The sequence below is a fragment of the Streptomyces sp. NPDC005017 genome, assembly GCF_042873115.1.
GTDB lineage: Bacteria > Actinomycetota > Actinomycetes > Streptomycetales > Streptomycetaceae > Streptomyces.
This window is the reverse complement of the sequence record NZ_JBIALD010000002.1, coordinates 207,494-233,147: the sequence shown is the minus strand read 5'-3', so window position 1 is coordinate 233,147 and position 25,654 is coordinate 207,494. Positions and strand designations below refer to the sequence as shown.

Here is a 25,654-nt window from a genome sequence, read left to right as displayed (position 1 = left end):
CTCCTCGAGGTTTGCCGGTGGGGGGTCGCACGGGGTGGGGGGTGATCACGGGGGCCTCGGGACAGACCCCCGTGTGCCCGGCGAGCGGCACGCCCCTTACGCTAGGACCGGCTCCCACATACGCCCAATGAGGGAACCCCCTAGGGGAGTTGGGGCAGGGAAAACCCTCGGTGACACGAGTCGGCGAAGTGCCCGCGGGTCAGCCGGAACCGGTGAAGTCGGCCGTCCCCGGGCTCACTTCGCGTGACGCCCCGCCGCCAGCCGTACGATGTCCACCCGCGAGCGGATGCCGAGCTTGCGGTAGACGCGGGTCAGGGTCGCCTCGACCGTCTTGACGCTGATGAACAGCCGCCCGGCGATCTCCCGGTTGGTGGCGCCCTCCATGACCAGCGCGGCGACCTGACGCTCCATCGAGGCGAGCCCCTCCAGCGCGTCGACCGGCGCGGGCGGATGACTTGCCGTGTCCACCGGGCCCGCGGCCATCGCCGCCTCCACCTGACGCAGCCAGGGCAGTGCCCGGCACCGGCGGAACAGCCGCTCCGCCTCCTCGTACGCCGCCGGGCCCTGCCCGGAGCGCAGCCGGGCCAGCGCGAACGCCGCCCGCGCCTCCTCCAGGCCGTAGCCCAGCTTGGCGAGGCGGTCCTGAACGGACGTCAGCCGGGCGAGCGCCGCCTCGTGGTCCCCGCGCGCGGCGAGCACCAGCGCCTCGGCCCGGTCGAGCACCGCGAGCGCGCTCTCGCGGCGCAGCCGCAGCGCGTGCTCACGGGTGACGTCGATGAGGTTCTGCGCCTCGCCGGCCTCGCCGACGAGCACGAGCGCCTCGGCGAGATCGCCGTGCCAGCGGCCGCGCGCCGGGTCCGTCACGCCCAGGCCGCCCTCCAGCTGGCGCGCGCGGCGCAGCGAGAGCACCGCGCCCGGCGCGTCCCCCGCCACCAGCTGGGCCTGCCCCAGGGCGCCGAGGGCCAGGGACAGATAGACCGGGTCGCCGTCCTCCTCGGCGTGGCCGACGGCCTCCCGGGCCAGCGCCTGGGCGCGCTCGGCGTCGCCGCCCGCGGCCTCCGCGAGGGAGGTGAACATGGCGGAGGCGCCCTCGCCGATACCGCAGTCACGGGCCAGCTTCAGGCCCTCGCGGGCCAGGTCCAGGGCCCGGCCGCAGTGCCCGGAGCGCAGCTCGGTCTCGGCGACCATGCGCACGAAATGCACTTCGCTCTCGACGACACCGCGCCGGCGGGCCTCCCGCAGCAGCCCGGTCGCGGTCGCCCTGGCCTCGGTGAGCTGGTCGCTCATGATCAGCCAGCGGAAGCGGGCCGCGCCGGCCCCGTTGTGGTGACAGGCCACCTCGGGGTCCTGGGGCTCGCGCAGGGCGCGCTTGATGGTCTCCGGGGCGTCCGGGTGGCCCATCAGGGTCTCGGACTGCGCCTGGAACGACAGGGCGAGCAGCTCGGTGCGTCGGTCGCCGGCCCGCGCGGCCAGTTCGGCGGCGTGCTGGGCCTCCGCGCGCGCCTCGGCGAAGTCGCCCTCGACCATCAGGGCGCGCCAGGCCAGCTGGTAGTGGACCTGGGCGAGCAGCCGGGGGTCGTCGCCGGCGTCGGCGAGGGCCTGCGGGAAGACGGCGTCGACCTCGCCGAGGGCCTGTCCCGCGGCCTCGATGACCACCATCCAGGCCCGCACCCGGTCGCCGGAGGAGGTCGCGCGGGTGAGCACGTCCCGGGCGATGTCCCGGGCGAGGTCCACCTCGCCCGCGGTCAGCGCGTCCTCGGCGGCCTGCAGCCGCCGGGCGTCGGGGCTGGGCACCATGCCGAGCGGGGTGTGCCGGGCGGTGAGCAGTCCGAGCGAGGCCGCCACGGAGGGCGCGCCGCGGTCGCGGGCCAGCGCCGCGGCCTCGCCGAGGCGGGCCGCGACCTCCGGGTCGGTGCCGGTGGTGGCCAGCGCCAGATGCCGGGCGCGCTCGATCGGGTCGGAGGCCGCCGTTGACAGCGCCGCGTGCGCGGCCCGCCGGGTGTGCGCGGGGGCCTCCGCGTACAGGGCGGCCGAGATCAGCGGGTGCGCGAAGCGCAGGGCGGGCGCGTCCGGATCGGTGGCCAGCAGGCCGAGGGCGGCCGCCTGCGCGGTCTCCGCCTCGGCGTTCTCCCGCCCCGCCGCGTGCAGCAGGGCCAGGGTGGGCCGGGCGCCCGCACTGGCCACGAGCAGGGTGTGCCGGGCCTCCGCCGAGAGCATCTCCAGCCGGCTGAGGACCAGGGCCCGCAGCGAGGTCGGCACCGGCAGCGGTTCGCCCGGCCGGGGCGCGGCGCTGCTCTCGGCCAGGGCGCGGCCCAGTTCCAGCGCGAACAGGGGGTTGCCGCCGCTGGTGCGGTGGATGTCACGGACCGTGGAGCGGGGCAGCTTGGTGTAGCCGCCCTGGTCGAGCAGATCCGACACCTGGGTGCGGGTCAGCGGGCCGAGCCGCAGTGCGAGCGTGTCGGGCGGGGTGGCGCGCAGATGGCGGTCGTACTCCTGGCCCTCGGTGCGCACCGCGCACAGCAGCTGCACGGGGAAGTCGCCGAGCCGGCGCGCGGCGAAGCCGAGCAGCTCGGCGCTGGCGGGGTCGAGCCACTGGAGGTCGTCGGCGACGACCAGGACCGGGCCCTCGGCGGCCAGCACCCGCAGCGCGGACAGCACGGCGAGGCGCAGCGCGAGCCCGTCGCGCTGGAGGCTGGACTCGCCGCGGCCGGTGAGAGCCGACTCCAGGGCGGTGCGCTGGGCCGCGGGCAGCTGGTCGGAGATCTCCGGCAGCACCAGGCCCAGCAGGTCGGCCAGGGCCAGGAAGGGCAGATGCGACTCGGACTCGGTGGCCGAGCAGCGCAGGACGGTCCGGGCCGTGCGGCCGTACTCCGCCGCCAGTGCCCGCAGCACCGTCGACTTCCCGATTCCGGCGGGGCCGTGCAGCAGCACACTGCCGCCCCGGCCCAGTTGCTCCCGGGCCGCGCCGAACAGTTCCTCCCTGCCGATGACCAGGTCGGGGCGGCCTCGGGTCGGTTCCTGGAAGTCGCCTCGCACGGTCACCGCTCCCTCCCTGTGTCGTGGTCGTGCCAAATTCTAGGCAACGACTCATTGAAGTTCGGAGAGACGAGGTGGTGAGGGAGATAACAACTGGGGAGCATACGGATATTCAGGGCGATGATATATGAATGAAGAATCGTCATGGGTGGTCGTCCCGCCCCAAGGTCCTGTCGTCAAACTCCGACGTCGCCCGGAGGGGCAGGCGGGAGTCTGACCTACAGGGCCTAGGGCAGCGCCCCCGTCCGGCGGGCCGCCACCACGGCCTCCCCCCGGGTCCGCGCACCCAGCTTGCGCATCGCCGAGCGCAGATAACCCTTGACCGTCTCCGGGCGCAGACCCAGCCGGGCGGCCGCCGTGGCGTTCGTGGCGCCCGCGGCGACCCAGGTCAGCACGTCCACCTCACGCGGCGCGAGACCGCTACCGGAGCCGGGTGCCCCCGCGGCCAGCAGGTCACACGCGCCCAGCAGCTCCGCCCGCAGCCTCTCGTCGGCGATCCGCGGGGCCAGGGCCAGCAGCGCCGCGTGCGCCTGACGCATCCGCTCCCGCGCCGGACCCCCGCCGTCCCCGGCCTCCGGGGCCCGCCCGGGCACCACCGCCAGCAGCCCCCACGCCTCCTCCTCCGCCGCCAGCGCCCGCTCCACGTCCCGCGCCACCTCCACCGCCACGTCCAGCGCCCGGTCGCCCAGCGGCTGGGCCGTCCGCAGCGCGCCGTAGAGCACCCCGCGCACCCGGCGCCGCACCACGACCGGCACCGCCAGCACCGAACGCAGGCCCTCCGTCGCGACCGGCACGTCGTACTCGTGGCTGATCCGCCGCGACGCGGAGTAGTCCGTCACCGCGCACGGACGGGCCAGCGCCACCGCCTTGCCGCCCAGACCGTTGCCCGAGGTCACCGCCAGCGAGCGCAGCGCGGGCGTGGCCGTACCGCTCAGCTCGCAGATCCGCACCTGCGTCCGCCCCGGCTCCACCGGCCCGCCGAACGCCACCGGCAGCCCCGTCGCCCGGCGCAGCCGCACCAGCGCGGCCCGCAGGTCCGCCTCCGGCACCCCGGTCGTGCTCCCGTCCACCGCCACCCGCTCGCCCCTTTCCGTATGGGCCCTCCGACGGCCGCGGGAGCCGGTACGTCCCCACGCGTCCCGATCCGCCGGACGGACCCGCGCCGCAACCTCGCGGCGCACACCCCCGTTCGGGGGTAGTGAGACCTGCATCACGGATTACACGATGACAAAGAGCCGCCCGGCAATGGCCCGAGCCGAAGCCGGAACCGAAGGAGGACCGATGACGGCGACCGAGGACTTCCGCAGCGCGCGGGATTTCCTGCTGGCGCACCGCGAGGACTACGCCACGGCGTACGACGGCTTCACCTGGCCGCGCCCCGAGCAGTTCAACTGGGCACTCGACTGGTTCGACCACATCGCGGACGGCAACGACCGCACCGCCCTGCACATCGTCGAGGAGGACGGCACCGAGACGCTGCTCTCCTTCGCCGAGCTCTCCGACCGCTCCGACCGGGTCGCGAACTGGCTGCGCGGCCTCGGCGTCGCCGCCGGCGACCGCGTCCTGGTCATGCTCGGCAACCAGGCGGAGCTGTGGGAGACCGCCCTCGCCGCGATGAAACTGCGCGCCGTCGTCATCCCCGCCACCCCGCTGCTGGGCCCCGTCGACCTGCGCGACCGCGTCGAGCGCGGACAGGTCCGCCATGTGATCACGCGGGCCGAGGACACCGGGAAGTTCACCGAGGTGCCCGGCGGCTGGACCCGGATCGCGGTCGGCGGCACCGGTGGCGACTGGCACGCCTACGAGGAGGCCTACGCCGCCCCCGCCGCCTTCACCCCCGACGGCCCCACCCGGGCCGACGACACCCTGATGCTCTACTTCACCTCCGGCACCACCGCCCGCCCCAAGCTCGTCGAGCACACCCACACCTCGTACCCCGTCGGCCACCTGGCCACCATGTACTGGATCGGCCTCACCCCCGGCGACGTGCATCTGAACATCTCCTCGCCCGGCTGGGCCAAGCACGCCTGGTCCAACCTCTTCGCGCCCTGGAACGCCGAGGCGACCGTGTTCGTGTACAACTACACCCGCTTCGACGCCGCCCGGCTGATGGCGGAGATGGACCGCGCGGGCGTCACCACCTTCTGCGCGCCGCCGACCGTGTGGCGCATGCTCATCCAGGCCGACCTCACCCAGCTCGCCACCCCGCCGCGCGAGGCCGTCGCCGCGGGGGAGCCCCTGAACCCCGAGGTCATCGAGCAGGTCCGGCGGACCTGGGGCGTCACCGTCCGGGACGGCTTCGGCCAGACCGAGACCGCCGTACAGGTCTCCAACAGCCCCGGCCAGCCGCTGAAGACCGGTTCCATGGGCCGCCCCAGCCCCGGCTTCCGCGTCGAACTGCTCGACCCCGTCACCGGCGCCCCCGGCGGCACCGAGGGGGAGATCGCGCTCGACCTGGCCGCCCGCCCGGCCGGCCTGATGACCGGCTACCACGGCGACCCCGACCGCACCGCCGAGGCCATGGCGGACGGCTACTACCGCACCGGGGACGTCGCCTCCCGCGACGAGGACGGCTATCTGACCTACATCGGGCGCAGCGACGACGTCTTCAAGGCCTCCGACTACAAGATCTCCCCCTTCGAACTGGAGAGCGCCCTGCTGGAGCACGAGGCCGTCGCCGAGGCCGCCGTCGTCCCCGCGCCGGACGAACTGCGCCTCGCGGTCCCGAAGGCGTACGTCGTCCTCGCGGAGGGCTGGGAGCCGGGCCCCGACATCGCCAAGGTGCTGTTCGAGCACTCCCGTCAGACACTCGCCCCCTACAAGCGCGTCCGCCGGCTGGAGTTCGCCGCGCTGCCCAAGACCGTCTCCGGCAAGATCCGCCGCATCGAGCTGCGCGAGGCCACCGCGGCCGGATCGGACGCCGAGTACCGCGAGGAGGACTTCCGGTGAGCTCACCCGACTCCTACACCCACGGCGTGAGCGGCACCCCGCTGCTCGGCGACACCATCGGCGCGAACCTCGACCGGGCGGCCGCCGCCTGGCCCGACCGCGAGGCACTGGTCGACGTGCCCTCCGGGCGGCGCTGGACGTACGCCCGGTTCACCTCCGACGTCGAACGGCTGGCGTACGCCCTGCTCGCGAGCGGCGTCGCCAAGGGCGACCGGGTGGGCATCTGGGCGGTCAACTGCGCGGAGTGGGTGCTCGTCCAGTACGCCACCGCCCGCATCGGCGCGATCATGGTGAACATCAACCCGGCCTACCGCACGCACGAGGCCGAGTACGTGCTCAACCAGGCCGGGATCTCCCTCCTCTTCGCCTCCCTCGGCCACAAGACCAGCGACTACCGGGCCATGGTCGAGGAAGTCCGGGGCAACTGCCCCCTGTTGAGGGAGACCGTCTACTTCGGGGACCCAAGCTGGGACGACCTGCTGCGGCGCGGCACGCCCGACCTGTACGAGGAGTTCCACCTCCGCGCGGGCGAGCTGTCCTGCGACGACCCCATCAACATCCAGTACACCTCGGGCACCACCGGCTTCCCCAAGGGCGCCACCCTCTCCCACCACAACATCCTCAACAACGGCTATTTCGTGGGCGAGTCGATCGGCTACACCGAGCAGGACCGCGTCTGCGTACCGGTGCCCTTCTACCACTGCTTCGGCATGGTCATGGGCAATCTGGCGGCCACCTCGCACGGCGCCTGCATCGTGATCCCCGCGCCCTCCTTCGACGCCGCGGCCACGCTGGAGGCGGTCCAGCGCGAGCGGTGCACCTCCCTGTACGGCGTCCCGACCATGTTCATCGCGGAGCTGAACCTCCCCGACTTAGCCGCCTACGACCTCTCGAGCCTGCGCACCGGCATCATGGCGGGCTCGCCCTGCCCGGTGGAGGTGATGAAGCGGGTGGTCGCCGAGATGCACATGGAGCAGGTCTCCATCTGCTACGGCATGACCGAGACCTCCCCGGTCTCGCTCCAGACCCGCATGGACGACGACCTGGAACACCGCACCGCGACCGTCGGCCGGGTCCTGCCGCACATCGAGGTGAAGGTCGTCGACCCCGTGACCGGGACCACCCGACCCCGGGGGACGGCGGGCGAGTTGTGCACCCGCGGCTACAGCGTGATGCTCGGCTACTGGGACGAGCCCGAGAAGACCGCCGAGGCGATCGACCCCGGCCGCTGGATGCACACCGGTGACCTCGCCACGATGCGCGAGGACGGCTACGTCGAGATCGTCGGCCGCATCAAGGACATGATCATCCGGGGCGGCGAGAACATCTACCCGCGCGAGATCGAGGAGTTCCTCCACGCCCACCCCAAGATCGCCGACGTCCAGGTGGTCGGCGTCCCCCACGAGCGCTACGGCGAGGAGGTCCTGGCCTGCGTCATCGCCCGCGACGCCGGCGACCCCCTCACCCTGGACGAACTGCGCGCCTTCTGCGAGGGCCGGCTCGCCCACTACAAGATCCCCAGCCGACTCCGACTGCTCGACACCTTCCCGATGACGGTCTCCGGCAAGGTCCGCAAGGTCGAACTGCGCCGGCGCTACAGCGACTGAGTCCCACGGGGCGTTCGGTCGCCGGGGGCCCCTTCCCCGTAAGATCGGACGCCCTTGGGGGGTGAGCATGGTCAGACGGCGACTCGTCGCGACGCCCACGCTGGAGGAGGTGGCCGCTCGCGCCGGGGTCGGGCGCGGCACGGTCTCCCGTGTCGTCAACAACGAGTCGGGCGTCAAGGAGTCGACCCGCCGTGCCGTGCAGCGGGCCATCGCGGAGCTGGGCTATGTGCCCAATCTGGCGGCCCGTTCGCTGGCCGGGCGGCGGGCCGACGCCGTGGCCCTGGTGATGACCGAGCGGGACTGGCGGCTGTTCGGCGAGCCGTTCTTCTCCGAGGTCGTCCGGTCCATCGGCGACGCCCTCGCCGACACCCGCGTACAGCTCCTGCTCACCCTGGTGCGCTCGGACGCCGAACGGCGGCGGTTCGTCGAGTACGCGCGCGGCGGCCGGGTGGACGGTGTGCTGCTGATGTCCCTGCGCGCCGACGACCGGCTGCCCGACATGCTCGCCGAGGCGGGTCTGCCCACGGTGCTGCTGGGCCGCCGCTCCGGCGACGAACGGGTCACCTATGTGGACGCCGACAACGTGGGCGGCGCCCGGGAGGCGGTCGCCCATCTGGTGCGCGGCGGCCGGCGGTCGATAGCGGCGATCACCGGACCGCTCGACATGTACGTCGCCCGCTGCCGGCTGCGCGGTCATCGACAGGCCCTCGCCGAGGCCGGGCTGACCACCGACGACTCCTGGACCGCCGAGGGCGACTTCACCGAGGCGAGCGGCCGCCGGGCGATGGCCGAGCTCCTGGAACGCCACCCGGAGGTGGACGGGGTGCTCGCCGCCTCGGACACCATGGCCGCCGGTGCCCTCGCCGTGCTGCGCGAGGCCGGCCGCGAGGTGCCCGGCGACGTCGCGGTCGTAGGCTTCGACGACTTCCAGCTCGCCCGGCACACCGTGCCGCCGCTCACCACGGTCCGCCAGCCGCTGGAGGAGATCGGCCGCGCGATGGTCCGGCTGCTGCTGGAGGAGATGGAGCAGCCTGAGGTCGCCTGGCGGCACGTCGTCCTGCGCACCCGCCTGGTGGTCCGCGACTCGGCCTGAACACCCCTGGGACTCCTGGGGTTTCCGTCCATGGTCATTCGGGGAGCGCTCCCAATTCGACTTCGTGGAGCGCGGGTTGAACGGTGGGCCGAACTCCTCCCGCTGAACTGGCACTTCGAGAAACCGTCGACGGATTCCTGTCCGACAGGTTGTCAGGGGCATGAGCGGGCTCCTACAGTCGCGACCGAAACCGATGAAATGGGAGCGCTCCCATCAGTGGGGAGGCGGGAGCGCTCCCGAAGATCCGCAGTACCTGCCGAGTCCCCCACCCGCGCAGAGAGGCCCCCGCATGCGATCGTCACCGCACAGCCTCCGCACCGTCCGCGCCCTGTCCGGCGCGCTCCTCACCACGCTCGCCACCCTGGCGGCGCTCCTCGGTGTCTCGGCCCCCGCCCAGGCCGACACCACGGTCTGCGAACAGTTCGGATCGACCGTGATCCAGGGACGCTACGTCGTCCAGAACAACCGCTGGGGCACCAGCGCCCCCCAGTGCGTCACGGCCGGCGACACCGGCTTCCGGATCACCCGGGCCGACGGCTCGGTCTCCACGAACGGCGCCCCGAAGTCGTACCCGTCCGTCTTCAACGGCTGCCACTACACCAACTGTTCGCCCGGCACCGACCTCCCCGCGCAGATCGGCGCCATCGCGGACGCGCCCACCAGCATCTCCTACGGCTATGTCGCCGACGCCGTGTACAACGCCTCGTACGACATCTGGCTGGACCCGACGCCGCGCACCGACGGGGTGAACCGGACCGAGATCATGATCTGGTTCAACCGGGTGGGCCCGATCCAGCCGATCGGCTCCCGGACGGGCACGGCGACCGTCGGCGGGCGCTCCTGGGAGGTGTGGACCGGCAGCAACGGCTCCAACGACGTGATCTCGTTCGTCGCGCCCTCGGCCATCGGCAGCTGGACCTTCGACGTCATGGACTTCGTCGACCAGACCGTCGCACGGGGCATGGCACAGAACAACTGGTACCTCACCAGTATCCAGGCGGGCTTCGAGCCCTGGCAGAACGGCGCCGGGCTCGCCGTCAACTCCTTCTCCTCCAGCGTCAACACCGGCTCCGGCCCCGGCGATCCGGGCGGCCCCGGCGACCCGGCCACGGCCTGCGCGGTGACGTACGCCACCAACGTCTGGCCGGGCGGCTTCACGGCCGACGTCACCGTCCGCAACAGCGGTACGGCCCCCGTCGACGGCTGGCGGCTCGGCTTCACCCTGCCCTCCGGGCAGCGCGTCACCAACTCCTGGAACGCGGCCCTGTCCGGTTCCTCGGGCGCCCTCACGGCGGCGAACGTGGCGCACAACGCCCGGATCGCGCCCGCCGGAACCCAGAGTTTCGGCTTCCAGGGCACCTACGGCGGCGCCTTCGCCAAGCCGTCCGGCTTCACCCTGAACGGCACGGCCTGCTCGGTCGCCTGACCCGCGCCGGGCGGATCCGGGCCGGGCGGATCCCCCGCCGTCGGCCCGCGTCGCGCAGATCCGCGTCGCGCGGCCCGCCAGTGCCCGGGCCCGCGCCGCCCCGTCCCGCTCCGGGGTCCGCCGCCTTCCCTGCGCCGACAGGGCGGACCCCGGAGCGCACCACCCCGAGCACCCCCGCACGCATCATCCCCCGCTCCACCCCTCCGGGCCCCACCGGACGACGCTCCCGGGACCTGTCGTCACCTTCGCGCCCGCCCCGCCCCGCGCGGCCGCCTGAACCGGCCGTGCCCCCGAAACCCCGCCCCCGGCGGGCCCGAACACTCCGGAGGAGACCCACCCCTACCCGACAGGAGACACCATGGCTCTACGCAGCAGACGATCACTTTCCTTACTGGCGGTGCTGGCCACCCTGCTCGGTGGGCTCGGCCTCGCCCTGCTCGGGCAGAACAGCGCGCAGGCCCACGGCGTGGCCATGACGCCCGGCTCGCGCACCTACCTCTGCTATCTGGACGCGCGCACGAGCACCGGCAGCCTGGACCCGACGAACCCGGCGTGCAAGGCAGCGCTCGCCGAGAGCGGCGCGACCGCGCTCTACAACTGGTTCGCCGTGCTCGACTCCAACGCGGGCGGCCGCGGGGCCGGTTATGTGCCCGACGGCAAGCTGTGCAGCGCCGGTGACCGTTCGCCGTACAACTTCACCGGCTACAACGCGGCCCGCTCCGACTGGCCGCGGACGCATCTGACCTCCGGTGCGTCGCTGAAGGTCCGGTACAGCAACTGGGCCGCGCACCCGGGCTCGTTCCGGGTGTACGTGTCCAAGGCCGGGTACTCGCCCTCGACCGAACTGGGTTGGGACGACCTGGAGTTGATCCAGACCGTCACCAACCCGCCCCAGTCGGGGTCCCCGGGCACCGAGTCCGGCCACTACTACTGGGACCTGCGACTGCCCTCGGGCCGCTCCGGTGACGCCGTGCTGTTCGTCCAGTGGGTGCGCTCGGACAGCCAGGAGAACTTCTTCTCCTGCTCCGACATCGTCTTCGACGGCGGCAACGGCGAGGTGACCGGCATCCGCGGCTCGGTGGGCACGCCCACCCCCACCCCCACCCCCACCCCGACCCCGACTCCGACGCCCACCCCGACCCCCACTCCCACCGATCCGCACACCGGCTGCATGGCCGTCTACTCGGTGACGAACTCCTGGAGCGGTGGCTTCCAGGGTTCGGTCGAGGTGATGAACCACGGCGGCACACCACGTGACGGATGGGCCGTGCGCTGGCAGCCGGGCGCCGGCACCAGGATCAGCAACCTCTGGAACGGCACCCTCGCCACCGGCTCCGACGGCACGCTCACGGTCTCGAACGCCGCCTACAACCGGACCATCGCCGCGAACGGCAGCGTCACCTTCGGCTTCACCGCCACCTCGACGGGCAACGACTTCCCCGTCGGCTCCGTCACCTGCGTCGATCCCTGACACCTCGCCGAACGCCCCGCCGGACCGTACGGTGCCGGCTCCCGTACTCCGGGGGCCGGCGCCTTCGTATGTGCGGCGGTGTCAGCGGCCGCGGTGGGCGAGCGCGTCGGCGTGGTCGTTCACCGGCTGCGGGGTGCCCGTGAGGTCGAGGACGAACAGCGGGACGCCGAGGGCGTCGGCACGGGTCCGGGCCTCGGGGTCGTACCCGGCCAGGGAGAAGTAGGCGCAGCCCGCGGACTCCGTCATCGCCGTGAGCCACAGGCACTCCACGTCCCGCGGACAGGCCGGGCGTACGGTCGGGTCGACCTGGGCGACCAGGCCGCGCGCGGCGAGGCCGATGCCGGAGGGCGGGCGCTGGTCGGCGCGGCGTATGCCCCGGTAGCCGAGCCAGCGCAGATAGAGGGCGGCGGCCGTGACCGCGTCGCGCGCGGTGCGGATGGTGACCGGCTGGAAGGCGGGGCGGGCGGCGCGGGCGGGCGCGGCGGCGGGCGGCCGCGCGGGGTCCTCCTCGGCCACCGGGACCCTCAGCACCGTTCCGCACGGGCAGCCCAGTTCAGGCCGCGGCCACTGCGAGCGGCGTCCGCAGGCGGCGCAGCACAGGGTGAGCCACTCCTCCTCCCAGATCCGGTGCGGTACGGCCACGGCGTGCGCGCCCGGGTCCAGCGCGGGCGCGACCGGTGCTCCGCAGGCGCAGGGGTAGCTCTGCGCCGCGTAGAGGTGCTCGCGACGGCAGGCGGGGCAGCGCAGAGGGAGGGAACGGGGCATCGGGTCACTCCAGGACGTGACGCACGTCGGCTCGGCGCACCCATCGTCCTCCCGACGGCCCCCTCCTGTCCGTGTCTTGACGGGCTTCACCCCTCCCTCTAGATTGATTCCAGATAGTAGAAAATATTTTCCGCAATGTGGAAAACGTTGCGGATGAAGCGCGGAAGGGTCTCATCGCGGGGCGCGACGGAGAGACCGTCCGACAGCCGAAGCAGGAGTACTCCATGGCTCGTATGACCGCTGCCCGCGCGGCAGTCGAGATCCTCAAGCGCGAGGGCGTCACCGACGCGTTCGGTGTCCCGGGCGCGGCGATCAACCCCTTCTACGCGGCGCTCGAGGCCGCCGGGGGCGTGACGCACACCCTCGCCCGCCATGTCGAGGGCGCCTCGCACATGGCCGAGGGCTACACCCGCACCCACCCCGGCAACATCGGCGTGTGCGTCGGCACTTCGGGCCCGGCCGGCACCGACATGATCACCGGCCTGTACTCCGCCCTCGGTGACTCGATACCGATCCTGTGCATCACCGGCCAGGCGCCGACCGCGGTGATCCACAAGGAGGACTTCCAGGCGGTCGACATCGCCTCCATCGCCAAACCGGTCACCAAGATGGCGATCACCGTCCTGGAGGCCGCCCAGGTCCCCGGTGTCTTCCAGCAGGCGTTCCACCTGATGCGCTCCGGCCGTCCCGGGCCGGTCCTGATCGACCTGCCGATCGACGTCCAGCTCACCGAGATCGAGTTCGACCCCGAGACGTACGAGCCGCTGCCCGTCTACCGGCCGGCCGCGACCCGCGCCCAGATCGAGAAGGCGCTCGGCATGCTCAACGCCGCCGAGCGCCCGCTGATCGTGGCCGGCGGCGGTGTCGTCTCCGCCGACGCGAGCGATCTGCTGGTGGAGTTCGCCGAACTGACCGGCATCCCGGTCGTGCCGACCCTGATGGGCTGGGGCACCCTCCCCGACGACCACGAGCTGAACGCCGGCATGGTCGGCCTCCAGACCTCGCACCGCTACGGCAACGCGACCTTCCTGGAGTCCGACTTCGTCCTCGGCATCGGCAACCGCTGGGCCAACCGGCACACCGGCAGGCTGGACGTGTACACGGCCGGCCGCAAGTTCGTCCACGTCGACGTCGAGCCCACCCAGATCGGCAGGATCTTCGCGCCCGACTACGGCATCGCCTCCGACGCCAAGGCGGCGCTGAGGCTGTTCGTCGAGGCGGCGCGGGAGTCGAAGGCGGCCGGCGAGCTGCCCGACCGCTCCGCCTGGGCGGCGTCCGCGCAGGAGCGCAAGGCCACCCTGCTGCGGCGTACGCACTTCGACGACATCCCGATCAAGCCGCAGCGCGTGTACGAGGAGATGAACAAGGCCTTCGGCCCCGAGACGCGCTACGTCACCACGATCGGGCTCTCCCAGATCGCCGGCGCGCAGATGCTGCACGTCTACCGCCCCCGCCACTGGATCAACTGCGGGCAGGCGGGCCCTCTCGGCTGGACCGTCCCCGCCGCGCTCGGCGTCGCCAAGGCCGACCCGCAGGCGTCCGTCGTCGCCCTCTCCGGGGACTACGACTTCCAGTTCATGATCGAGGAACTGGCCGTCGGCGCCCAGCACAGGATCCCGTACGTCCATGTCCTGGTGAACAACGCCTATCTCGGCCTGATCCGCCAGGCCCAGCGGGCGTTCGACATCGACTTCCAGGTCAGGCTGGAGTTCGAGAACATCAACTCGCCCGAGCTGGGCGTGTACGGCGTCGACCATGTCAAGGTCGCCGAGGGGCTCGGCTGCAAGGCGATCCGGGTGACCGACCCGGCGGAGCTGGGGGCGGCCTTCGAGGAGGCCAAGAAGCTCGCCGCCGAGTACCGGGTGCCGGTGGTCGTCGAGGCGATCCTGGAGCGGGTCACCAACATCTCCATGTCCGGCACGAACGACATCGGCAATGTCGTGGAGTTCGAGGACGTCGCCACGGAGCCGGGGCACGCGCCGACGGCGATCAGGCCCCTGAAGGTCTGACGTCTGACCACCTGGCCGCGTCGAAGGGCCCGCGCGGTTTCGCGCGGGCCCTTCGACGTGTCTGCTTCGCCGTGTCTACGGGACGTCGTGCTCGGACAGTCCCGGCCAGTCCTCCGGGCCGCCGCCCTGCCACTCGATGAAGTCCTCCTCCTCGACCTCGATCCGGTCCAGGTCGGCGAGCCGCAGGATCTCGACGACGTCGTCGAGGTGTGAGGCGACTCCGAGGGGGTGGTCGTCGGCGGTGACCCTCCGGGAGCCGTCGAGGGCCGGGGGGTGCACCACGACGTGCGGGTGCGGGGGTCGTGGGTGGCGCGCCATGCCTCCAGCTTCCCCCGCCACCCCCCACGGCGCGACCGCGCGCCGCGGCCCTTTCGGGTGCGTGGCCGTCGTACGTCGTGCGCGGGCTGTGATGGGTTCTCGCGCAGTTCCCCGCGCCCCTTCGGGCGGGGTGGCTGTCGTTCGTTGTGCGCGGGTGGTGGTGGGTTCTCGCGCAGTTCCCCGCGCCCCTTCGGGTGGGTGACGGCCGCCTGTCGTGTGCGGGCTGTGGTGGGCTGTTCGCGCAGTTCCCCGCGCCCCTGAGTGGGGTTCTCGCCGTTGCCGGGTGCCGGCGGGCAGCGCCCCACACCTGCTCCGAGGGAACAACCCACCGCGGCCCATAGGGGCGCGGGGAACTGCGCGAGCAACAGGGGACGGCCCGCACTCGAAGGACGGCGGAAGGCACCCGGTTCTCAAGGGGCGTGGGGAACTGCGCGAAGGGGGCGAGCGGCCCGGGGCCGGGGGTGGTGCCGGTTCGGGGGACGGCTGAACGCGCCGGAGGCGGGGGCCGCCGGCGCGTTCGGAGAGATATGGCCGCCCGACGGCACGAGGCTGGGCGCGACAGGACATTCGCGCCGCCGGACGGAGTCTGGTGGGCAAGAACCGGGACCGCGACGGGTGCGACGGCTCCGGGCCCCTCCTCCCTCAGGTCAAGAGGAGACACCCGCACCCTCACCACCGCACTGGCTCGCACTCCGCCGCGGCCCACGCCCCGCCCGCACCACCGGCGATCACCCCTCATCCGGATCACCGGCGCCGCGGGCCGTGCGCCCGAACCCGACCTCCCGTCGAGGCCCGGACGCGGTCTGTCGAGGTCGGTCCTCGCGCAGCGCGCGGACCGCCTCCTCCACCCGTCGCCCGTACTCGGGATCGGCGGCGTGGAAGTGAGCGGGGTTCTGATTCCGGGCGGCGCCCCCGCCTGGGCGCGACAGGACAGGTGTCGGCGGCGGCGCCGCCCGGAAGTCTGGGGTCGGGCGCCGGTCAGACCTGGGCGCCGGACAGGCGCTCGACGGCCCGGAGCAGGGCCGAGTGGTCCAGTCCGCCGTCGCCCTGGGCGCGCAGCGACGCCACGAGCTGGGCGACGACCGCGCCGACCGGCAGGGCCGCGCCGACGTTGCGGGCGGCGTCGGTGACGATGCCCATGTCCTTGTGGTGCAGGTCGATCCGGAAGCCCGGCCTGAAGTCGCGGGCGAGGAAGTTGTCCTTCTTGCGCGTCAGCACGGTCGAGCCCGCCAGGCCGCCGTTCAGGACGTCCAGCGCGGCCTTGAGGTCCACGCCCGACTTCTCCAGGAAGACCACGGCCTCGGCGCACGCCTGGATGTTCACGGCGACGATCAGCTGGTTGGCGGCCTTCACGGTCTGGCCCGAGCCGTGCGGACCGCACAGCACGACGGTCCGGCCGAGGGCGTCGAAGACCGGCCGGGCCTCGTCGAAGTCGGCCTGCGCGCCGCCCACCATGATGGACAGCACGGCCTCGACGGCACCGGCCTCGCCGCCGGAGACCGGGGCGTCCAGGACGCGGACGCCCTTGTCGCGGGCGGCCGCGGCCAGGTCGACGGAGGTCTGCGGGGTGATCGAGGACATGTCGATCAGCAGGGCGCCGGGGCGGGCGTTCTCCAGGATGCCCGCGGGGCCGTAGGAGATCGCCTCGACCTGCGGGGAGGCGGGGACCATCGTGACGATCACATCGGCGTCCGCGACCGCCTCTGCGATCGAACCGGCCGCGGTCCCGCCGGCGGCGGCCAGCCGGTCCAGCTTGTCCTGCTCCAGGGTGAAGCCGGTGACCTGGTACCCGGCCTTGATCAGGTTCTCGGACATGGGGGAGCCCATGATGCCGAGGCCGATCCAGGCGATCTTGGGAAGGGTGTTGCTCACGGTGAGGGCCTTTCTGGGAAGCGGTGGTGGTCAGCGGGCCGCGCGGGCCTCGGCGGGCAGCCAGTCGAAGGCCTCGGCGCTCGGGCGGTCGCCCGGCTTGTACTCGAGGCCGACCCAGCCGTCGTAACCGGCCTTGCGGAGCCGGCCGAGCAGGTCCGCGAGGGGGAGTGAGCCGGTGCCCGGGGCGCCGCGGCCGGGGTTGTCGGCGATCTGGACGTGCCCGGTCTTCGCGGCGTGCGCCTCGATCACCGAGGGCAGGTCCTCGCCGTTCATGGCCAGGTGGTAGAGGTCCATGAGGAAGCGGGCGTTGCCGAGGCCGGTGGCCTCGTTGACCCGGTCCACGACCGCCACCGCGGCCGGCGCGCTCACCAGGGGGTACGCCGGCGACTCGGGCCGGTTCAGCGCCTCGATCAACAGGACCGCGCCGATCCGGTCGGCCGCCCGTGCCGCGAGCGCCAGGTTCTCCAGCGCCAGCGCGTCCTGCTCGGCCGGGTCGACGCCCGCGACGCGGTTGCCGTACAGGGCGTTGAGGGCCGTGCAGCCGAGGGACTGGGCGAAACCGGCCGCCACCTCGACGTTGGCGCGGAAGCGCTCGGACTCCTCGCCGGGCACCGACAGGGCGCCGCGGTCCGGGCCGGGCAACCGACCGGCGTAGAAGTTCAGGCCCGTGAGCTGTACGCCCGCGTCCTCGACGGCCTTCCTCAGGCCGTCGAGCTCGGACCGTCCGGGGGCCGGGGTGTCGATCCAGGGCCACCACAGCTCGACCGCGGTGAAGCCGGCCGCGGCGGCGGCCGCGGGGCGCTCCAGGAGCGGCAGTTCCGTGAAGAGGATCGACAGGTTGACGTTGAAGCGCTGGTCGTCGAATCCCATGGGGGCCGCGCTCCTTCCGTGTCGAGATTCCGTATTGCGGAAGTTGTTTTCTGCTTATTGGAAGACTGCCGTCGGGTGTCGCGGCTTGTCAAGAGGGGTCGGCGGGAGTGGTCGGGCGAGAGGGGCCGCCGGGGACGTCACCGCGCGTTAGGTTGTGCGCGTGCGATTGAGAGTGGAGTTCACGACCGAACCGTTCGACCTCGACGAGGCCCCGGCGCACGCGCTGGCCGCCCGTGCGGTGATCGAGGCGGCGGAGCTGGACGCGGTGGACGTCGGCCCCTTCGGCAACACCGCGGAGGGCGGTGCCGACGCGGTGCTCGCCGCGGTGGACGCGCTGCTGCGCAAGTCCCTGGACGCGGGCGCCACCCGGGTCTCGCTCCAGGTCAACGTGATCGCGGAGGGCGCCGAGTGAGCACGGACGAGCCCTTCATCGCGGCGGTGAAACCGCTGGTCGACGCCATGGGCGGCGCCCTGGTCCCGCCGGACGAGGCGGGCCCGGACGATGTCGTGCTCTCCTGGGAGGGGGCGGACGTCGTCGCCGTGCGGCTGCCTCAGCTCGCCGACTCGCTGGACCACATCCTGGCCGCGATGGAGCGCAAGAAGGGCAAGCCGCTCGCCGACCTGGACCGCAAGGCCAAGCAGGAGGTCGTACGGATCCTGGAGGCGCGGGGCGCCTTCGCCGTACGGCACGGTGTGGAGACGGTGGCGAGCGCCCTCGGCGTCAGCCGGTTCACCGTCTACAACTATCTGAACCGCGACAAGGACGCCTGATCGGCGGAGGGGCCCGGTCCGGGGCGGGAAGGTCCGATCCGGTGGGGCGGGGCCGGGGCCGCCCGGGGGGCCCGGTTCCGTAACCCGGAATTTTCAACAAAGTGTTGACGTGACGTTTCGGAGGGCGTTAGCTGTCCGCAGCCCGTTCAGCACGAAGGCCGGTCTCCGGCCACGGAGGCTCCCGTGACTTCCACTTCCACGCCGGGCCTGGCCCGGTTCAACACCCTCGGGGAGGACGCGGCCTTCGCCGCGCTCCACGAGGCGTGCGCCTCCACGGCGTGGGTGCGACGGCTTCTCGCCGCCCGCCCGTACACCGCCCCCGACGACCTCTACGCCGCGAGTGACGCCGCCATGGCCGAGCTGGGCGCCGAGGACCTCGCCGAGGCGATGGCCGGCCATCCGCCGATCGGCCGCCCGAAGCCCGGCGACCCGACCTCGGCGCGCGAGCAGCGCGGCATGGCCGGCGCGTCCGAGGAGCTCAGGGCGGAGATGCTCGAACTGAACCTGGCGTACCAGGAGAGGTTCGGCCATGTCTTCCTCATCTGCGCCTCCGGGAGGACCGGCGAGCAAATGCGCGACGCGGTCAGGGAGCGGATCGGCAACTCGCCGGAGCGGGAGCGCGAGACCGTGCGCACCGAGCTGGGCAAGATCAACCGCATCCGACTGGCCCGACTCGTCGAAGAGGACGCCTGAGCATGAGCACCAGCACCACCGCCTCCGTGTCCACGCACATCCTGGACACCTCCGTCGGCCGCCCCGCCGAGGGCGTCGCCGTCCTGCTCTCCGCCCGCACAGGGCGCCAGGCGGACTGGCGGGCGCTCGGCGGTTCCGCGACCGACGCCGACGGCCGGTGCAAGGACCTTCCGGACCTGCCGGAGGGGACGACCCAGGTACGGCTCGACTTCGCGGTGGAGCCGTACTTCGAGGAATCTGCGAAGAAGCAAGCCGATGCGCAGCAGGACGCCCCCGCGAACCGGGACAGCGGTGCCGTGTTCTTCCCCGAGGTGGCGATCACCTTCGCCGTGAACCCCGGGGAGCACTATCACGTACCGCTGCTGCTCAACCCGTTCGGCTACTCCGTTTACCGAGGGAGCTAGCTAGATGACCACCAATTCCCGCCCCGGGCAGCCTGTGATGCTCGGACAGAACCAGTACGGCAAGGCCGAGAACCGGGTCGTCAAGATCACGCGGGACGGCGCCACCCATCACATCAAGGACCTGAACGTGTCCGTGGCGCTGAGCGGCGACATGGACGAGGTCCACTACTCCGGCTCCAACGCCAACGTCCTGCCGACCGACACCACCAAGAACACGGTGTTCGCGTTCGCCAAGGAGCACGGGATCGAGTCCGCCGAGCAGTTCGGCATCCACCTCGCCCGCCACTTCGTCACCTCGCAGGAGCCGATCTACCGGGCGCGCATCCGCATCGAGGAGTACTCCTGGGAGCGCATCGCGACCTCGGACGCCAACTCGAGGTTCAACGGCGCCGACGAGGTCAAGCACTCCTTCGTACGCGAGGGCCAGGAGGTCCGCGTCACCCAGGTCACCTACGACGGCTCGTCGTGGGAGGTCGTCTCCGGTCTGAAGGACCTGGTCGTGATGAACTCGACCGACTCCGAGTTCTGGGGTTACGTCAAGGACAGGTACACGACCCTGAAGGAGACACACGACCGCATCCTGGCCACCCAGGTGTCGGGCCGCTGGCGGTTCAACTGGACCGACGACGAGCAGAAGATGCCCGACTGGGAGAAGTCCTACGAGCAGACGAGGAAGCACATGCTCCAGGCCTTCGCCGAGACCTACTCGCTCTCGCTCCAGCAGACGCTGTACCAGATGGGCTCGCGCATCATCAACAACCGCAGCGAGATAGACGAGGTCCGCTTCTCCCTGCCGAACAAGCACCACTTCCTGGTGGACCTGGAGCCGTTCGGCCTCAAGAACGACAACGAGGTCTACTACGCAGCCGACCGGCCCTACGGCCTGATCGAGGCGACCGTCCTGCGGGACGGCTGCGAGCCGAGGATCCCGGTGGACCTCACCAACCTGTAGGCGGGGCGACCGCGTTCCCGGTGGCCTTCACCAACCTGTAAGCCGGCAACTGAATTTCGGCACCCGCGGCCGGGCGGGCGGGCCCTTCCGGCCCCCCGGCCGCGGCACTCAAATCCTCCGGGGTCCTGCCGTGCCCTCCCAACCGAGCGCACCATCGTGAAAAGGGGCGAACCATGGCAGCAGCCCAGCGCATCGTCATCGAGAACTGTTCGATCGCGACCGTGGACGCGAGCGACACCGAGTACGCCACGGGTCACGTCGTCGTCGCGGACAACCGTATCGAGTCGCTAGGCGCGGGCCGGGCCCCCGAGGGCCTGGAGAACGTCGTCCGCCGTATCGACGCCACCGGGCATCTGGTCACCCCCGGCCTGGTCAACACCCACCACCACTTCTACCAGTGGATCACCCGCGGTCTGGCCACCGACCACAACCTCTTCGACTGGCTCGTCGCCCTCTACCCCACCTGGGCGCGCATCGACGAGCAGATGGTCCGCGCGGCCGCGCAGGGCTCGCTGGCCATGATGGCCCGCGGCGGCGTCACCACCGCCATGGACCACCACTACGTCTACCCGCGGAACTCCGGCGACCTGTCCGGCGCGATCATCGGCGCCGCCCGCGACATGGGCGTCCGCTTCACCCTCGCCCGCGGCTCCATGGACCGCAGCGAGAAGGACGGCGGCCTGCCGCCGGACTTCGCCGTGGAGACCCTGGAGGGCGCCCTCACCGCGACCGAGGAGACCGTCGCGCAGCACCACGACGCCTCCTTCGGCGCGATGACCCAGGTCGCCGTCGCCCCCTGCTCCCCGTTCTCCATCTCCACCGAACTGCTCAGGCAGGGCGCCGAACTCGCCCGCCGCCTCGGGGTGCGCATGCACACCCACGGCTCGGAGACGGTGGAGGAGGAGAAGTTCTGCCACGAGCTGTTCGGCATGGGCCCGACCGACTACTTCGAGTCCACCGGCTGGCTCGGGGAGGACGTGTGGATGGCCCACTGCGTCCATATGAACGACTCCGACATCGCCGCCTTCGCCCGCACGAGGACCGGGGTGGCCCACTGCCCGTCCTCCAACGCCCGGCTCGCGGCGGGCATCGCCCGCGTCCCCGACATGCTCGCCGCCGGCGTCCCCGTGGGCCTCGGCGTCGACGGCACCGCCTCCAACGAGTCCGGCGAACTCCACACCGAGCTGCGCAACGCCCTGCTGATCAACCGGCTGGGCGCCCGCCGCGAGGCCGCGCTCAACGCCCGACAGGCGCTGCGCCTCGGGACGTACGGCGGCGCCCAGGTGCTCGGCCGCGCGGCCGAGATCGGCTCCCTGGAGCCGGGCAAGCTCGCCGACCTGGTGCTGTGGAAGCTGGACACCCTCGCCCACGCCTCCATCGCCGACCCGGTGACCGCCCTGGTCTTCGGCGCGGCGGCCCCGGTCACCGCCTCCTTCGTGAACGGCACGCAGATCGTCGGGAACGGCCGTCTGCTCACCATCGACGAGGACGCGATCGCCCGCTCCACCCGGGACGAGGCGCGGCGGCTGGCACGGATCGCCGCCCAGGGCTGACCAGTCGATGATCTCCGGCCGGGAGGGACGGCTCCCGTCCGGTGGCCGTGGACCCGAGCGGGGTCCACGGCGGCCGTCCCCGGGGCGTGTGCGGCACGCGTGCGCCCCGGGACGGTCTCCCGTCCCCCACGACCGCGAGCACCACCTCCCTGAAACCCGCGTCAGAGCCGACGTGCCGACCGTGGTCCTGACGGGGCTGTGCCCCGTCGCCGCCTCGCCCATCGCGGTCGTGCCGCGCCCGGTCCTCGGCGGCGCGGGTGTGGTGCTGTCCGGCCCGGTCGCCTCCAGCGGCATCCGGACGCTGGTCAGGGCCGGTCCGGACAAGGACGACAACGTCCTGATCGTGGCCGTCTCCCTGGCCGTCGGGATCATCCCGATCACGGAGCCGGAGTTCTACCGCGCCTTCCCGGAGACCGCGAGGACCGTCCTCGGCTCCGGCATCTCCACCGGCTGTGTCGCGGCGGTCCTGCCGAACCTCGTCCTCAACCACCTCGGCAGGGGCCGCGACGCCCATGACGTCACCCACCCGATGGAGGCGGGCGAGGAGCTCAGTCCCGCGCCGGCCCGGGCCCCGGCCACCTCATAAGGTTCGCGAACAGCTCGGCCTGCTCCACGGCGTCGTCCAGCGCGTGATGCGTATGGCGGCGCCGTGAGAGCAGTTCCCGGGGCATGGTCCCCTTCACCACCGCCCGCAGCGGCAGCCCGGCCTTCGTGGCGAACAGGGTCTTCATGTCCATGCATCCCGAGTGCCCGAACGGGCTTCGGCCGGTGAAACGGATCAGGTACCAGTACAGGAACGTCCAGTCGTACGACGCCGGGTAGCCGCACATCACCGGCTGCGCCCCGGCACTCACCTCGTGGACCCAGTCGCTGAACTCGGCCAGCGCGACGGCCGGTTCGGCGCCCTCGGCACTGAGCCGCTCCCGGTCGAGACCGCTCACCGCCAGCGCCTCGGGCACGAAGTCCTCGCTGACGGGCCGCAGTTCACGGTAGAAGGTCTGCTTCTCGGGGTCGGCCGCGGTGAACCCGTCGGCGTCCTGCGTCCCGGCCACCGCCGCGCCCAGGCTCAGCATGGAGTAGGGGCCGGGGATCGGGCCGTCCGCCTCGATGTCGACGGAGATGTAAAGGCTCGGTTTGATACGACGTGATGCCATGGGCCCGCAGCATCGCAGGCCATCGGCGGCCCGCGCATCCGAGATTCTCCGCGCGGGCGCGGTACTCGGCGCGGACCGGACCCGGCGGGCGAACGTCGTCCTCGGGGCCCTGAGGCCTGTGGACGACGTCCCGTCCGCCTGGCGAATTCGACGACAGGACCTAGAGACCGAACAGCGCCGGGTCCGAGGCCAGTTCCTTGAAGTGTTCGCGCGGGTCGGCGACCAGGCGGCGGGCGGCGAGGTCCATCAGGCCGCCGACGGCCTCGATCTCCGCCGCGACGGTGCCGTCCGCCTTGCGGATGGTCTGCGCGATCCGGAACGTCTTGCCCTCGCCCCACAGGAAGGCGCAGGTCACCTCGACCTCGTCACCGGCGAGCAGTTCGCGGCGGTAGCGGATGGTCGTCTCCAGCGCCACCGGGCCGACGCCCCGGCCCACCAGGTCGGCCTGGCGGATACCGGCCGCCTGGAGCAGCGACCAGCGGGCGTGCTCGGCGTAGTTGAGATAGACCGCCTGGTTCAGGTGGCCCTGGGTGTCGGTCTCGTAGCCGCGGACGGTCACCGGCACCGAGAACGGCTCGTTCACTGACTCGTTCACTGTTCCCCCTCGTCGGCGGCAGACACTCTGTGTGCGCTGCAACGATCCTGTCATGCGCTCAGACCCGGCGCGGCGAGGCCAGCAGGTAGCGCGCACGGGTCCGCGGTTCGGTGTGCTCGCCCGTCTGCCAGCCCGCCCGCTCCAGCGTGACGGCGCAGGCCCGCAGCGCCCTCTCGTCCGGTTCGTGCACGGCGACGGCGTCCGGCTGCGGCGTCGCCCGCACCCGGTAGCCGGGGCCGTCCGCTCCGGCCGGGGGGTGTCCGCCCGCCTCCAGCGCCAGCGCGGCGGCCCGCACCAGATGCGCCCGCTCCCAGCCGCAGGGCCGGTCCACGGCCGCGTCGGGGTTGGTCATCCGGCGCAGCTCCAGCAGCCCCTGCCAGGCGCTGTGCACCTCACGGAGGCGGGCCGGCCCGGCGGCGGGCTCCTCCTCGCCGCCTACCCGGGCGGCGAACACACCTCCCGTGGCGGGCGGCTGAAGGGGCGGCGGGGCCTTCTCCTCGGCTACCGCCTCCCGTATCCGGTGTCCCGCCGGGGTGAGGAAATGGTCGTGCGGCGGTCTCGGGTGCCGGAAGGCCAGACCCCGGCTCACCAGGGCCGCGAGCTGCGCCGGGGTGCCGCGCAGCCGCCCGGTGACCGGGTCGGCGGCGTCGATGACACGCCGCTGCGCGGCGGTGGGCGGCCGGCTCACGGCGTGCTCCTCTCCGGAGGACGGGAACGGGGACGGGGACGGGGTCCGGGCAGGGTGCCTTCGAGGATCCGAACACTTCGCAGCGTACGGCCCACCACTGACAGCCCGCCCCGGCCGGCCCTGGCCGACCGCGGCGCCCGCCCCGACCCGCGCCGCCCGCTACTGCCGGTATCCGCTCAGGAAGCGTCCGATCCGGCCGATCGCCGCCTCCAGGTCCTCCGCGTGGGGCAGGGTGAGGATGCGGAAGTGGTCGGGGGCGGGCCAGTTGAAGCCGGTGCCCTGGACGACCTGGATCTTCTCGCGCAGCAGCAGGTCGAGGACGAACTTCTCGTCGTCGTGGATCCTGTGCACCTTGGGGTCCAGGCGGGGGAAGGCGTACAGCGCGCCCTTGGGCTTCACGCAGGACACACCCGGGATCTCGTTCAGCCTCTCCCAGGCCGTATCGCGCTGCTCGTGCAGCCGTCCGCCCGGCGCGGTGAGCTCGGCGATGGACTGCCGCCCGCCGAGCGCGGCCTGAATGGCGTACTGGGCGGGCGCGTTGGCGCACAGCCGCATGGAGGCCAGCATGGTCAGGCCCTCCAGGTAGTCCTTGGCGTGCTGGCGGGGCCCGGTGACCACCAGCCAGCCGGAACGGAAGCCCGCCACCCGGTAGGTCTTGGACAGACCGCAGAAGGTGAGGACCACCAGGTCGGGGGCGAGGGCGGCGGCCGAGTGGTGCACGGCGTCGTCGTACAGGATCTGGTCGTAGATCTCGTCGGCGAAGACCATCAGGCCGTGCCGGCGGGCGAGGTCGAGGACGCCCTCGACGATCTCCTTGGGATAGACCGCGCCGGTGGGGTTGTTGGGGTTGATGAGCACGACCGCCTTGGTGCGGTCGGTGATCTTCGACTCCATGTCGGCCAGGTCCGGGTTCCAGTCGGACAGCTCGTCGCACAGATAGTGGACCGCCTTGCCGCCGGCGAGCGTCGTGACGGCCGTCCACAGCGGGAAGTCCGGGGCGGGGATCAGGATCTCGTCGCCGTCCTCGACCAGCGCCTGCACGGCCATGGAGACCAGCTCGGAGACACCGTTGCCGAGGAAGACGTCGTCGACGCCGACCTCCAGGCCGAGGGTCTGGTAGCGCTGTGCGACCGCGCGGCGGGCGGAGAGGACACCGCGGGAGTCGGTGTAGCCGTGGGCCCGGGGGAGCATCCGGATCATGTCCTGGAGGATCTCCTCCGGCGCCTCGAAGCCGAACAGGGCCGGGTTGCCGGTGTTCAGGCGCAGGACGCTGTGCCCCGCCGCCTCCAGCGCGTCGGCGTGCTCGATGACCGGGCCGCGGATCTCGTAGCAGACCTCGCTGAGCTTGTTCGACTGCCGGAACTCCATGCGCTGCGCCCTCCGGTACGGTTCTGCCAAGTGGCTACTTGGTTTTACCAAGTGGCGACT

Annotated in this window: 22 protein-coding genes and 1 pseudogene; 13 read left to right on the top strand and 10 right to left on the bottom strand. The window is 72.4% G+C overall.

Annotation, left to right across the window (positions count from 1 at the left end):
* Window positions 1-234 precede the first annotated feature (234 nt).
* Both ACFYR0_RS03850 and ACFYR0_RS03845 read right to left on the bottom strand, forming a co-directional pair.
* On the bottom strand, window positions 235-3,042 hold the full coding sequence (locus ACFYR0_RS03850; RefSeq protein WP_389321547.1) for an ATP-binding protein: 2,808 nt from the start codon (window positions 3,040-3,042) through the stop codon (window positions 235-237).
* 221 nt (window positions 3,043-3,263) lie between these two features.
* The gene (locus ACFYR0_RS03845) at window positions 3,264-4,112 is read right to left on the bottom strand and encodes a LuxR C-terminal-related transcriptional regulator (RefSeq protein ID WP_389321545.1); all 849 of its coding nucleotides are present in this window, start codon (window positions 4,110-4,112) and stop codon (window positions 3,264-3,266) included.
* Window positions 4,113-4,317: 205 nt separating this feature from the next.
* On the opposite strand from ACFYR0_RS03845, the gene ACFYR0_RS03840 reads away from it, so the two are divergent.
* The 5 genes from ACFYR0_RS03840 (at window position 4,318) to ACFYR0_RS03820 (ending at window position 11,582) form a co-directional block, all read left to right on the top strand.
* A complete protein-coding gene (locus tag ACFYR0_RS03840; RefSeq protein WP_389321543.1) occupies window positions 4,318-5,985 on the top strand; it encodes an AMP-binding protein in 1,668 nt (555 codons plus the stop codon).
* Window positions 5,982-7,592 (top strand): AMP-binding protein, encoded by a 1,611-nt coding sequence (locus tag ACFYR0_RS03835; protein WP_389321541.1) that lies wholly within the window; start codon window positions 5,982-5,984, stop codon window positions 7,590-7,592. Before ACFYR0_RS03840 ends, ACFYR0_RS03835 begins: the two co-directional genes overlap by 4 nt.
* Window positions 7,593-7,659: 67 nt before the next feature.
* The gene (locus ACFYR0_RS03830; protein ID WP_389321539.1) at window positions 7,660-8,685 is read left to right on the top strand and encodes a LacI family DNA-binding transcriptional regulator; all 1,026 of its coding nucleotides are present in this window, start codon (window positions 7,660-7,662) and stop codon (window positions 8,683-8,685) included.
* A gap of 289 nt (window positions 8,686-8,974) precedes the next feature.
* On the top strand, window positions 8,975-10,111 hold the full coding sequence (locus ACFYR0_RS03825; RefSeq protein WP_389321537.1) for a cellulose binding domain-containing protein: 1,137 nt from the start codon (window positions 8,975-8,977) through the stop codon (window positions 10,109-10,111).
* Window positions 10,112-10,469: 358 nt separating this feature from the next.
* Window positions 10,470-11,582: a lytic polysaccharide monooxygenase gene (locus tag ACFYR0_RS03820; RefSeq protein ID WP_389321535.1), complete on the top strand. Its 1,113-nt coding sequence runs from the start codon at window positions 10,470-10,472 to the stop codon at window positions 11,580-11,582.
* Between the two features lie 81 nt (window positions 11,583-11,663).
* On the opposite strand, the gene ACFYR0_RS03815 is transcribed toward ACFYR0_RS03820, so the two are convergent.
* The gene (locus ACFYR0_RS03815) at window positions 11,664-12,347 is read right to left on the bottom strand and encodes a hypothetical protein (protein ID WP_389321533.1); all 684 of its coding nucleotides are present in this window, start codon (window positions 12,345-12,347) and stop codon (window positions 11,664-11,666) included.
* A 224-nt stretch (window positions 12,348-12,571) separates the two neighbouring features.
* Here ACFYR0_RS03815 and gcl point away from each other — a divergent pair, with 224 nt between their 5' ends.
* The gene (gcl, locus tag ACFYR0_RS03810; protein ID WP_389321531.1) at window positions 12,572-14,356 is read left to right on the top strand and encodes a glyoxylate carboligase; all 1,785 of its coding nucleotides are present in this window, start codon (window positions 12,572-12,574) and stop codon (window positions 14,354-14,356) included.
* 75 nt (window positions 14,357-14,431) lie between these two features.
* On the opposite strand, the gene ACFYR0_RS03805 is transcribed toward gcl, so the two are convergent.
* From ACFYR0_RS03805 to ACFYR0_RS03795, 3 genes are all read right to left on the bottom strand, one after another.
* Window positions 14,432-14,674 carry a hypothetical protein gene (locus ACFYR0_RS03805; protein WP_389321529.1) on the bottom strand — a complete coding sequence of 81 codons (243 nt, stop codon included), beginning with the start codon at window positions 14,672-14,674 and terminating at the stop codon, window positions 14,432-14,434.
* A 978-nt stretch (window positions 14,675-15,652) separates the two neighbouring features.
* Window positions 15,653-16,546 carry a 2-hydroxy-3-oxopropionate reductase gene (locus tag ACFYR0_RS03800; protein ID WP_389321527.1) on the bottom strand — a complete coding sequence of 298 codons (894 nt, stop codon included), beginning with the start codon at window positions 16,544-16,546 and terminating at the stop codon, window positions 15,653-15,655.
* Window positions 16,547-16,576: 30 nt separating this feature from the next.
* Complete coding sequence (locus ACFYR0_RS03795) at window positions 16,577-17,416, bottom strand: TIM barrel protein (RefSeq protein WP_389321525.1); 840 nt, start codon at window positions 17,414-17,416, stop codon at window positions 16,577-16,579.
* Between the two features lie 160 nt (window positions 17,417-17,576).
* Between ACFYR0_RS03795 and ACFYR0_RS03790 the strand changes: the two genes are divergently transcribed.
* From ACFYR0_RS03790 to ACFYR0_RS03760, 7 genes and pseudogenes are all read left to right on the top strand, one after another.
* Window positions 17,577-17,828: a hypothetical protein gene (locus tag ACFYR0_RS03790; RefSeq protein ID WP_389321523.1), complete on the top strand. Its 252-nt coding sequence runs from the start codon at window positions 17,577-17,579 to the stop codon at window positions 17,826-17,828.
* 47 nt (window positions 17,829-17,875) lie between these two features.
* On the top strand, window positions 17,876-18,187 hold the full coding sequence (locus ACFYR0_RS03785) for a helix-turn-helix domain-containing protein (protein ID WP_389321972.1): 312 nt from the start codon (window positions 17,876-17,878) through the stop codon (window positions 18,185-18,187).
* Between the two features lie 183 nt (window positions 18,188-18,370).
* Window positions 18,371-18,880, top strand: a complete 510-nt coding sequence (gene uraD, locus ACFYR0_RS03780) for a 2-oxo-4-hydroxy-4-carboxy-5-ureidoimidazoline decarboxylase (protein WP_389321521.1) — start codon at window positions 18,371-18,373, stop codon at window positions 18,878-18,880.
* Between the two features lie 2 nt (window positions 18,881-18,882).
* Window positions 18,883-19,284, top strand: a complete 402-nt coding sequence (uraH, locus tag ACFYR0_RS03775) for a hydroxyisourate hydrolase (RefSeq protein ID WP_389321519.1) — start codon at window positions 18,883-18,885, stop codon at window positions 19,282-19,284.
* Between the two features lie 4 nt (window positions 19,285-19,288).
* Complete coding sequence (gene pucL, locus ACFYR0_RS03770; protein WP_389321517.1) at window positions 19,289-20,236, top strand: factor-independent urate hydroxylase; 948 nt, start codon at window positions 19,289-19,291, stop codon at window positions 20,234-20,236.
* A gap of 173 nt (window positions 20,237-20,409) precedes the next feature.
* Complete coding sequence (locus ACFYR0_RS03765; protein WP_389321515.1) at window positions 20,410-21,789, top strand: 8-oxoguanine deaminase; 1,380 nt, start codon at window positions 20,410-20,412, stop codon at window positions 21,787-21,789.
* 181 nt (window positions 21,790-21,970) lie between these two features.
* Window positions 21,971-22,375 (top strand): annotated as a pseudogene (locus ACFYR0_RS03760) (solute carrier family 23 protein); the annotation flags it as partial.
* Here the strand turns inward: ACFYR0_RS03760 and ACFYR0_RS03755 are convergent.
* The 4 genes from ACFYR0_RS03755 to ACFYR0_RS03740 form a co-directional block, all read right to left on the bottom strand.
* Complete coding sequence (locus tag ACFYR0_RS03755) at window positions 22,338-22,943, bottom strand: 3'-5' exoribonuclease domain-containing protein (protein WP_389321513.1); 606 nt, start codon at window positions 22,941-22,943, stop codon at window positions 22,338-22,340. The pseudogene ACFYR0_RS03760 and the gene ACFYR0_RS03755 overlap by 38 nt on opposite strands.
* A gap of 160 nt (window positions 22,944-23,103) precedes the next feature.
* Window positions 23,104-23,526 carry an acyl-CoA thioesterase gene (locus tag ACFYR0_RS03750; RefSeq protein ID WP_389321970.1) on the bottom strand — a complete coding sequence of 141 codons (423 nt, stop codon included), beginning with the start codon at window positions 23,524-23,526 and terminating at the stop codon, window positions 23,104-23,106.
* Window positions 23,527-23,596: 70 nt separating this feature from the next.
* Window positions 23,597-24,226, bottom strand: a complete 630-nt coding sequence (locus tag ACFYR0_RS03745; protein ID WP_389321511.1) for a hypothetical protein — start codon at window positions 24,224-24,226, stop codon at window positions 23,597-23,599.
* 159 nt (window positions 24,227-24,385) lie between these two features.
* Window positions 24,386-25,594 (bottom strand): pyridoxal phosphate-dependent aminotransferase, encoded by a 1,209-nt coding sequence (locus ACFYR0_RS03740; RefSeq protein ID WP_389321509.1) that lies wholly within the window; start codon window positions 25,592-25,594, stop codon window positions 24,386-24,388.
* Between the last annotated feature and the right edge of the window lie 60 nt (window positions 25,595-25,654).

Bases quoted from the DNA above. Each gene is read 5' to 3' on its own strand.
- ACFYR0_RS03840 (WP_389321543.1), top strand. From the start codon at position 4,318: ATGACGGCGACCGAGGACTTCCGCAGCGCGCGGGATTTCCTGCTGGCG.
- ACFYR0_RS03830 (WP_389321539.1), top strand. From the start codon at position 7,660: ATGGTCAGACGGCGACTCGTCGCGACGCCCACGCTGGAGGAGGTGGCC.
- ACFYR0_RS03825 (WP_389321537.1), top strand. From the start codon at position 8,975: ATGCGATCGTCACCGCACAGCCTCCGCACCGTCCGCGCCCTGTCCGGC.
- ACFYR0_RS03820 (WP_389321535.1), top strand. From the start codon at position 10,470: ATGGCTCTACGCAGCAGACGATCACTTTCCTTACTGGCGGTGCTGGCC.
- ACFYR0_RS03815 (WP_389321533.1), bottom strand. From the start codon at position 12,347: ATGCCCCGTTCCCTCCCTCTGCGCTGCCCCGCCTGCCGTCGCGAGCAC.
- gcl (WP_389321531.1), top strand. From the start codon at position 12,572: ATGGCTCGTATGACCGCTGCCCGCGCGGCAGTCGAGATCCTCAAGCGC.
- ACFYR0_RS03805 (WP_389321529.1), bottom strand. From the start codon at position 14,674: ATGGCGCGCCACCCACGACCCCCGCACCCGCACGTCGTGGTGCACCCC.
- ACFYR0_RS03795 (WP_389321525.1), bottom strand. From the start codon at position 17,416: ATGGGATTCGACGACCAGCGCTTCAACGTCAACCTGTCGATCCTCTTC.
- ACFYR0_RS03785 (WP_389321972.1), top strand. From the start codon at position 17,876: ATGGGCGGCGCCCTGGTCCCGCCGGACGAGGCGGGCCCGGACGATGTC.
- uraH (WP_389321519.1), top strand. From the start codon at position 18,883: ATGAGCACCAGCACCACCGCCTCCGTGTCCACGCACATCCTGGACACC.
- pucL (WP_389321517.1), top strand. From the start codon at position 19,289: ATGACCACCAATTCCCGCCCCGGGCAGCCTGTGATGCTCGGACAGAAC.
- ACFYR0_RS03765 (WP_389321515.1), top strand. From the start codon at position 20,410: ATGGCAGCAGCCCAGCGCATCGTCATCGAGAACTGTTCGATCGCGACC.
- ACFYR0_RS03755 (WP_389321513.1), bottom strand. From the start codon at position 22,943: ATGGCATCACGTCGTATCAAACCGAGCCTTTACATCTCCGTCGACATC.
- ACFYR0_RS03740 (WP_389321509.1), bottom strand. From the start codon at position 25,594: ATGGAGTTCCGGCAGTCGAACAAGCTCAGCGAGGTCTGCTACGAGATC.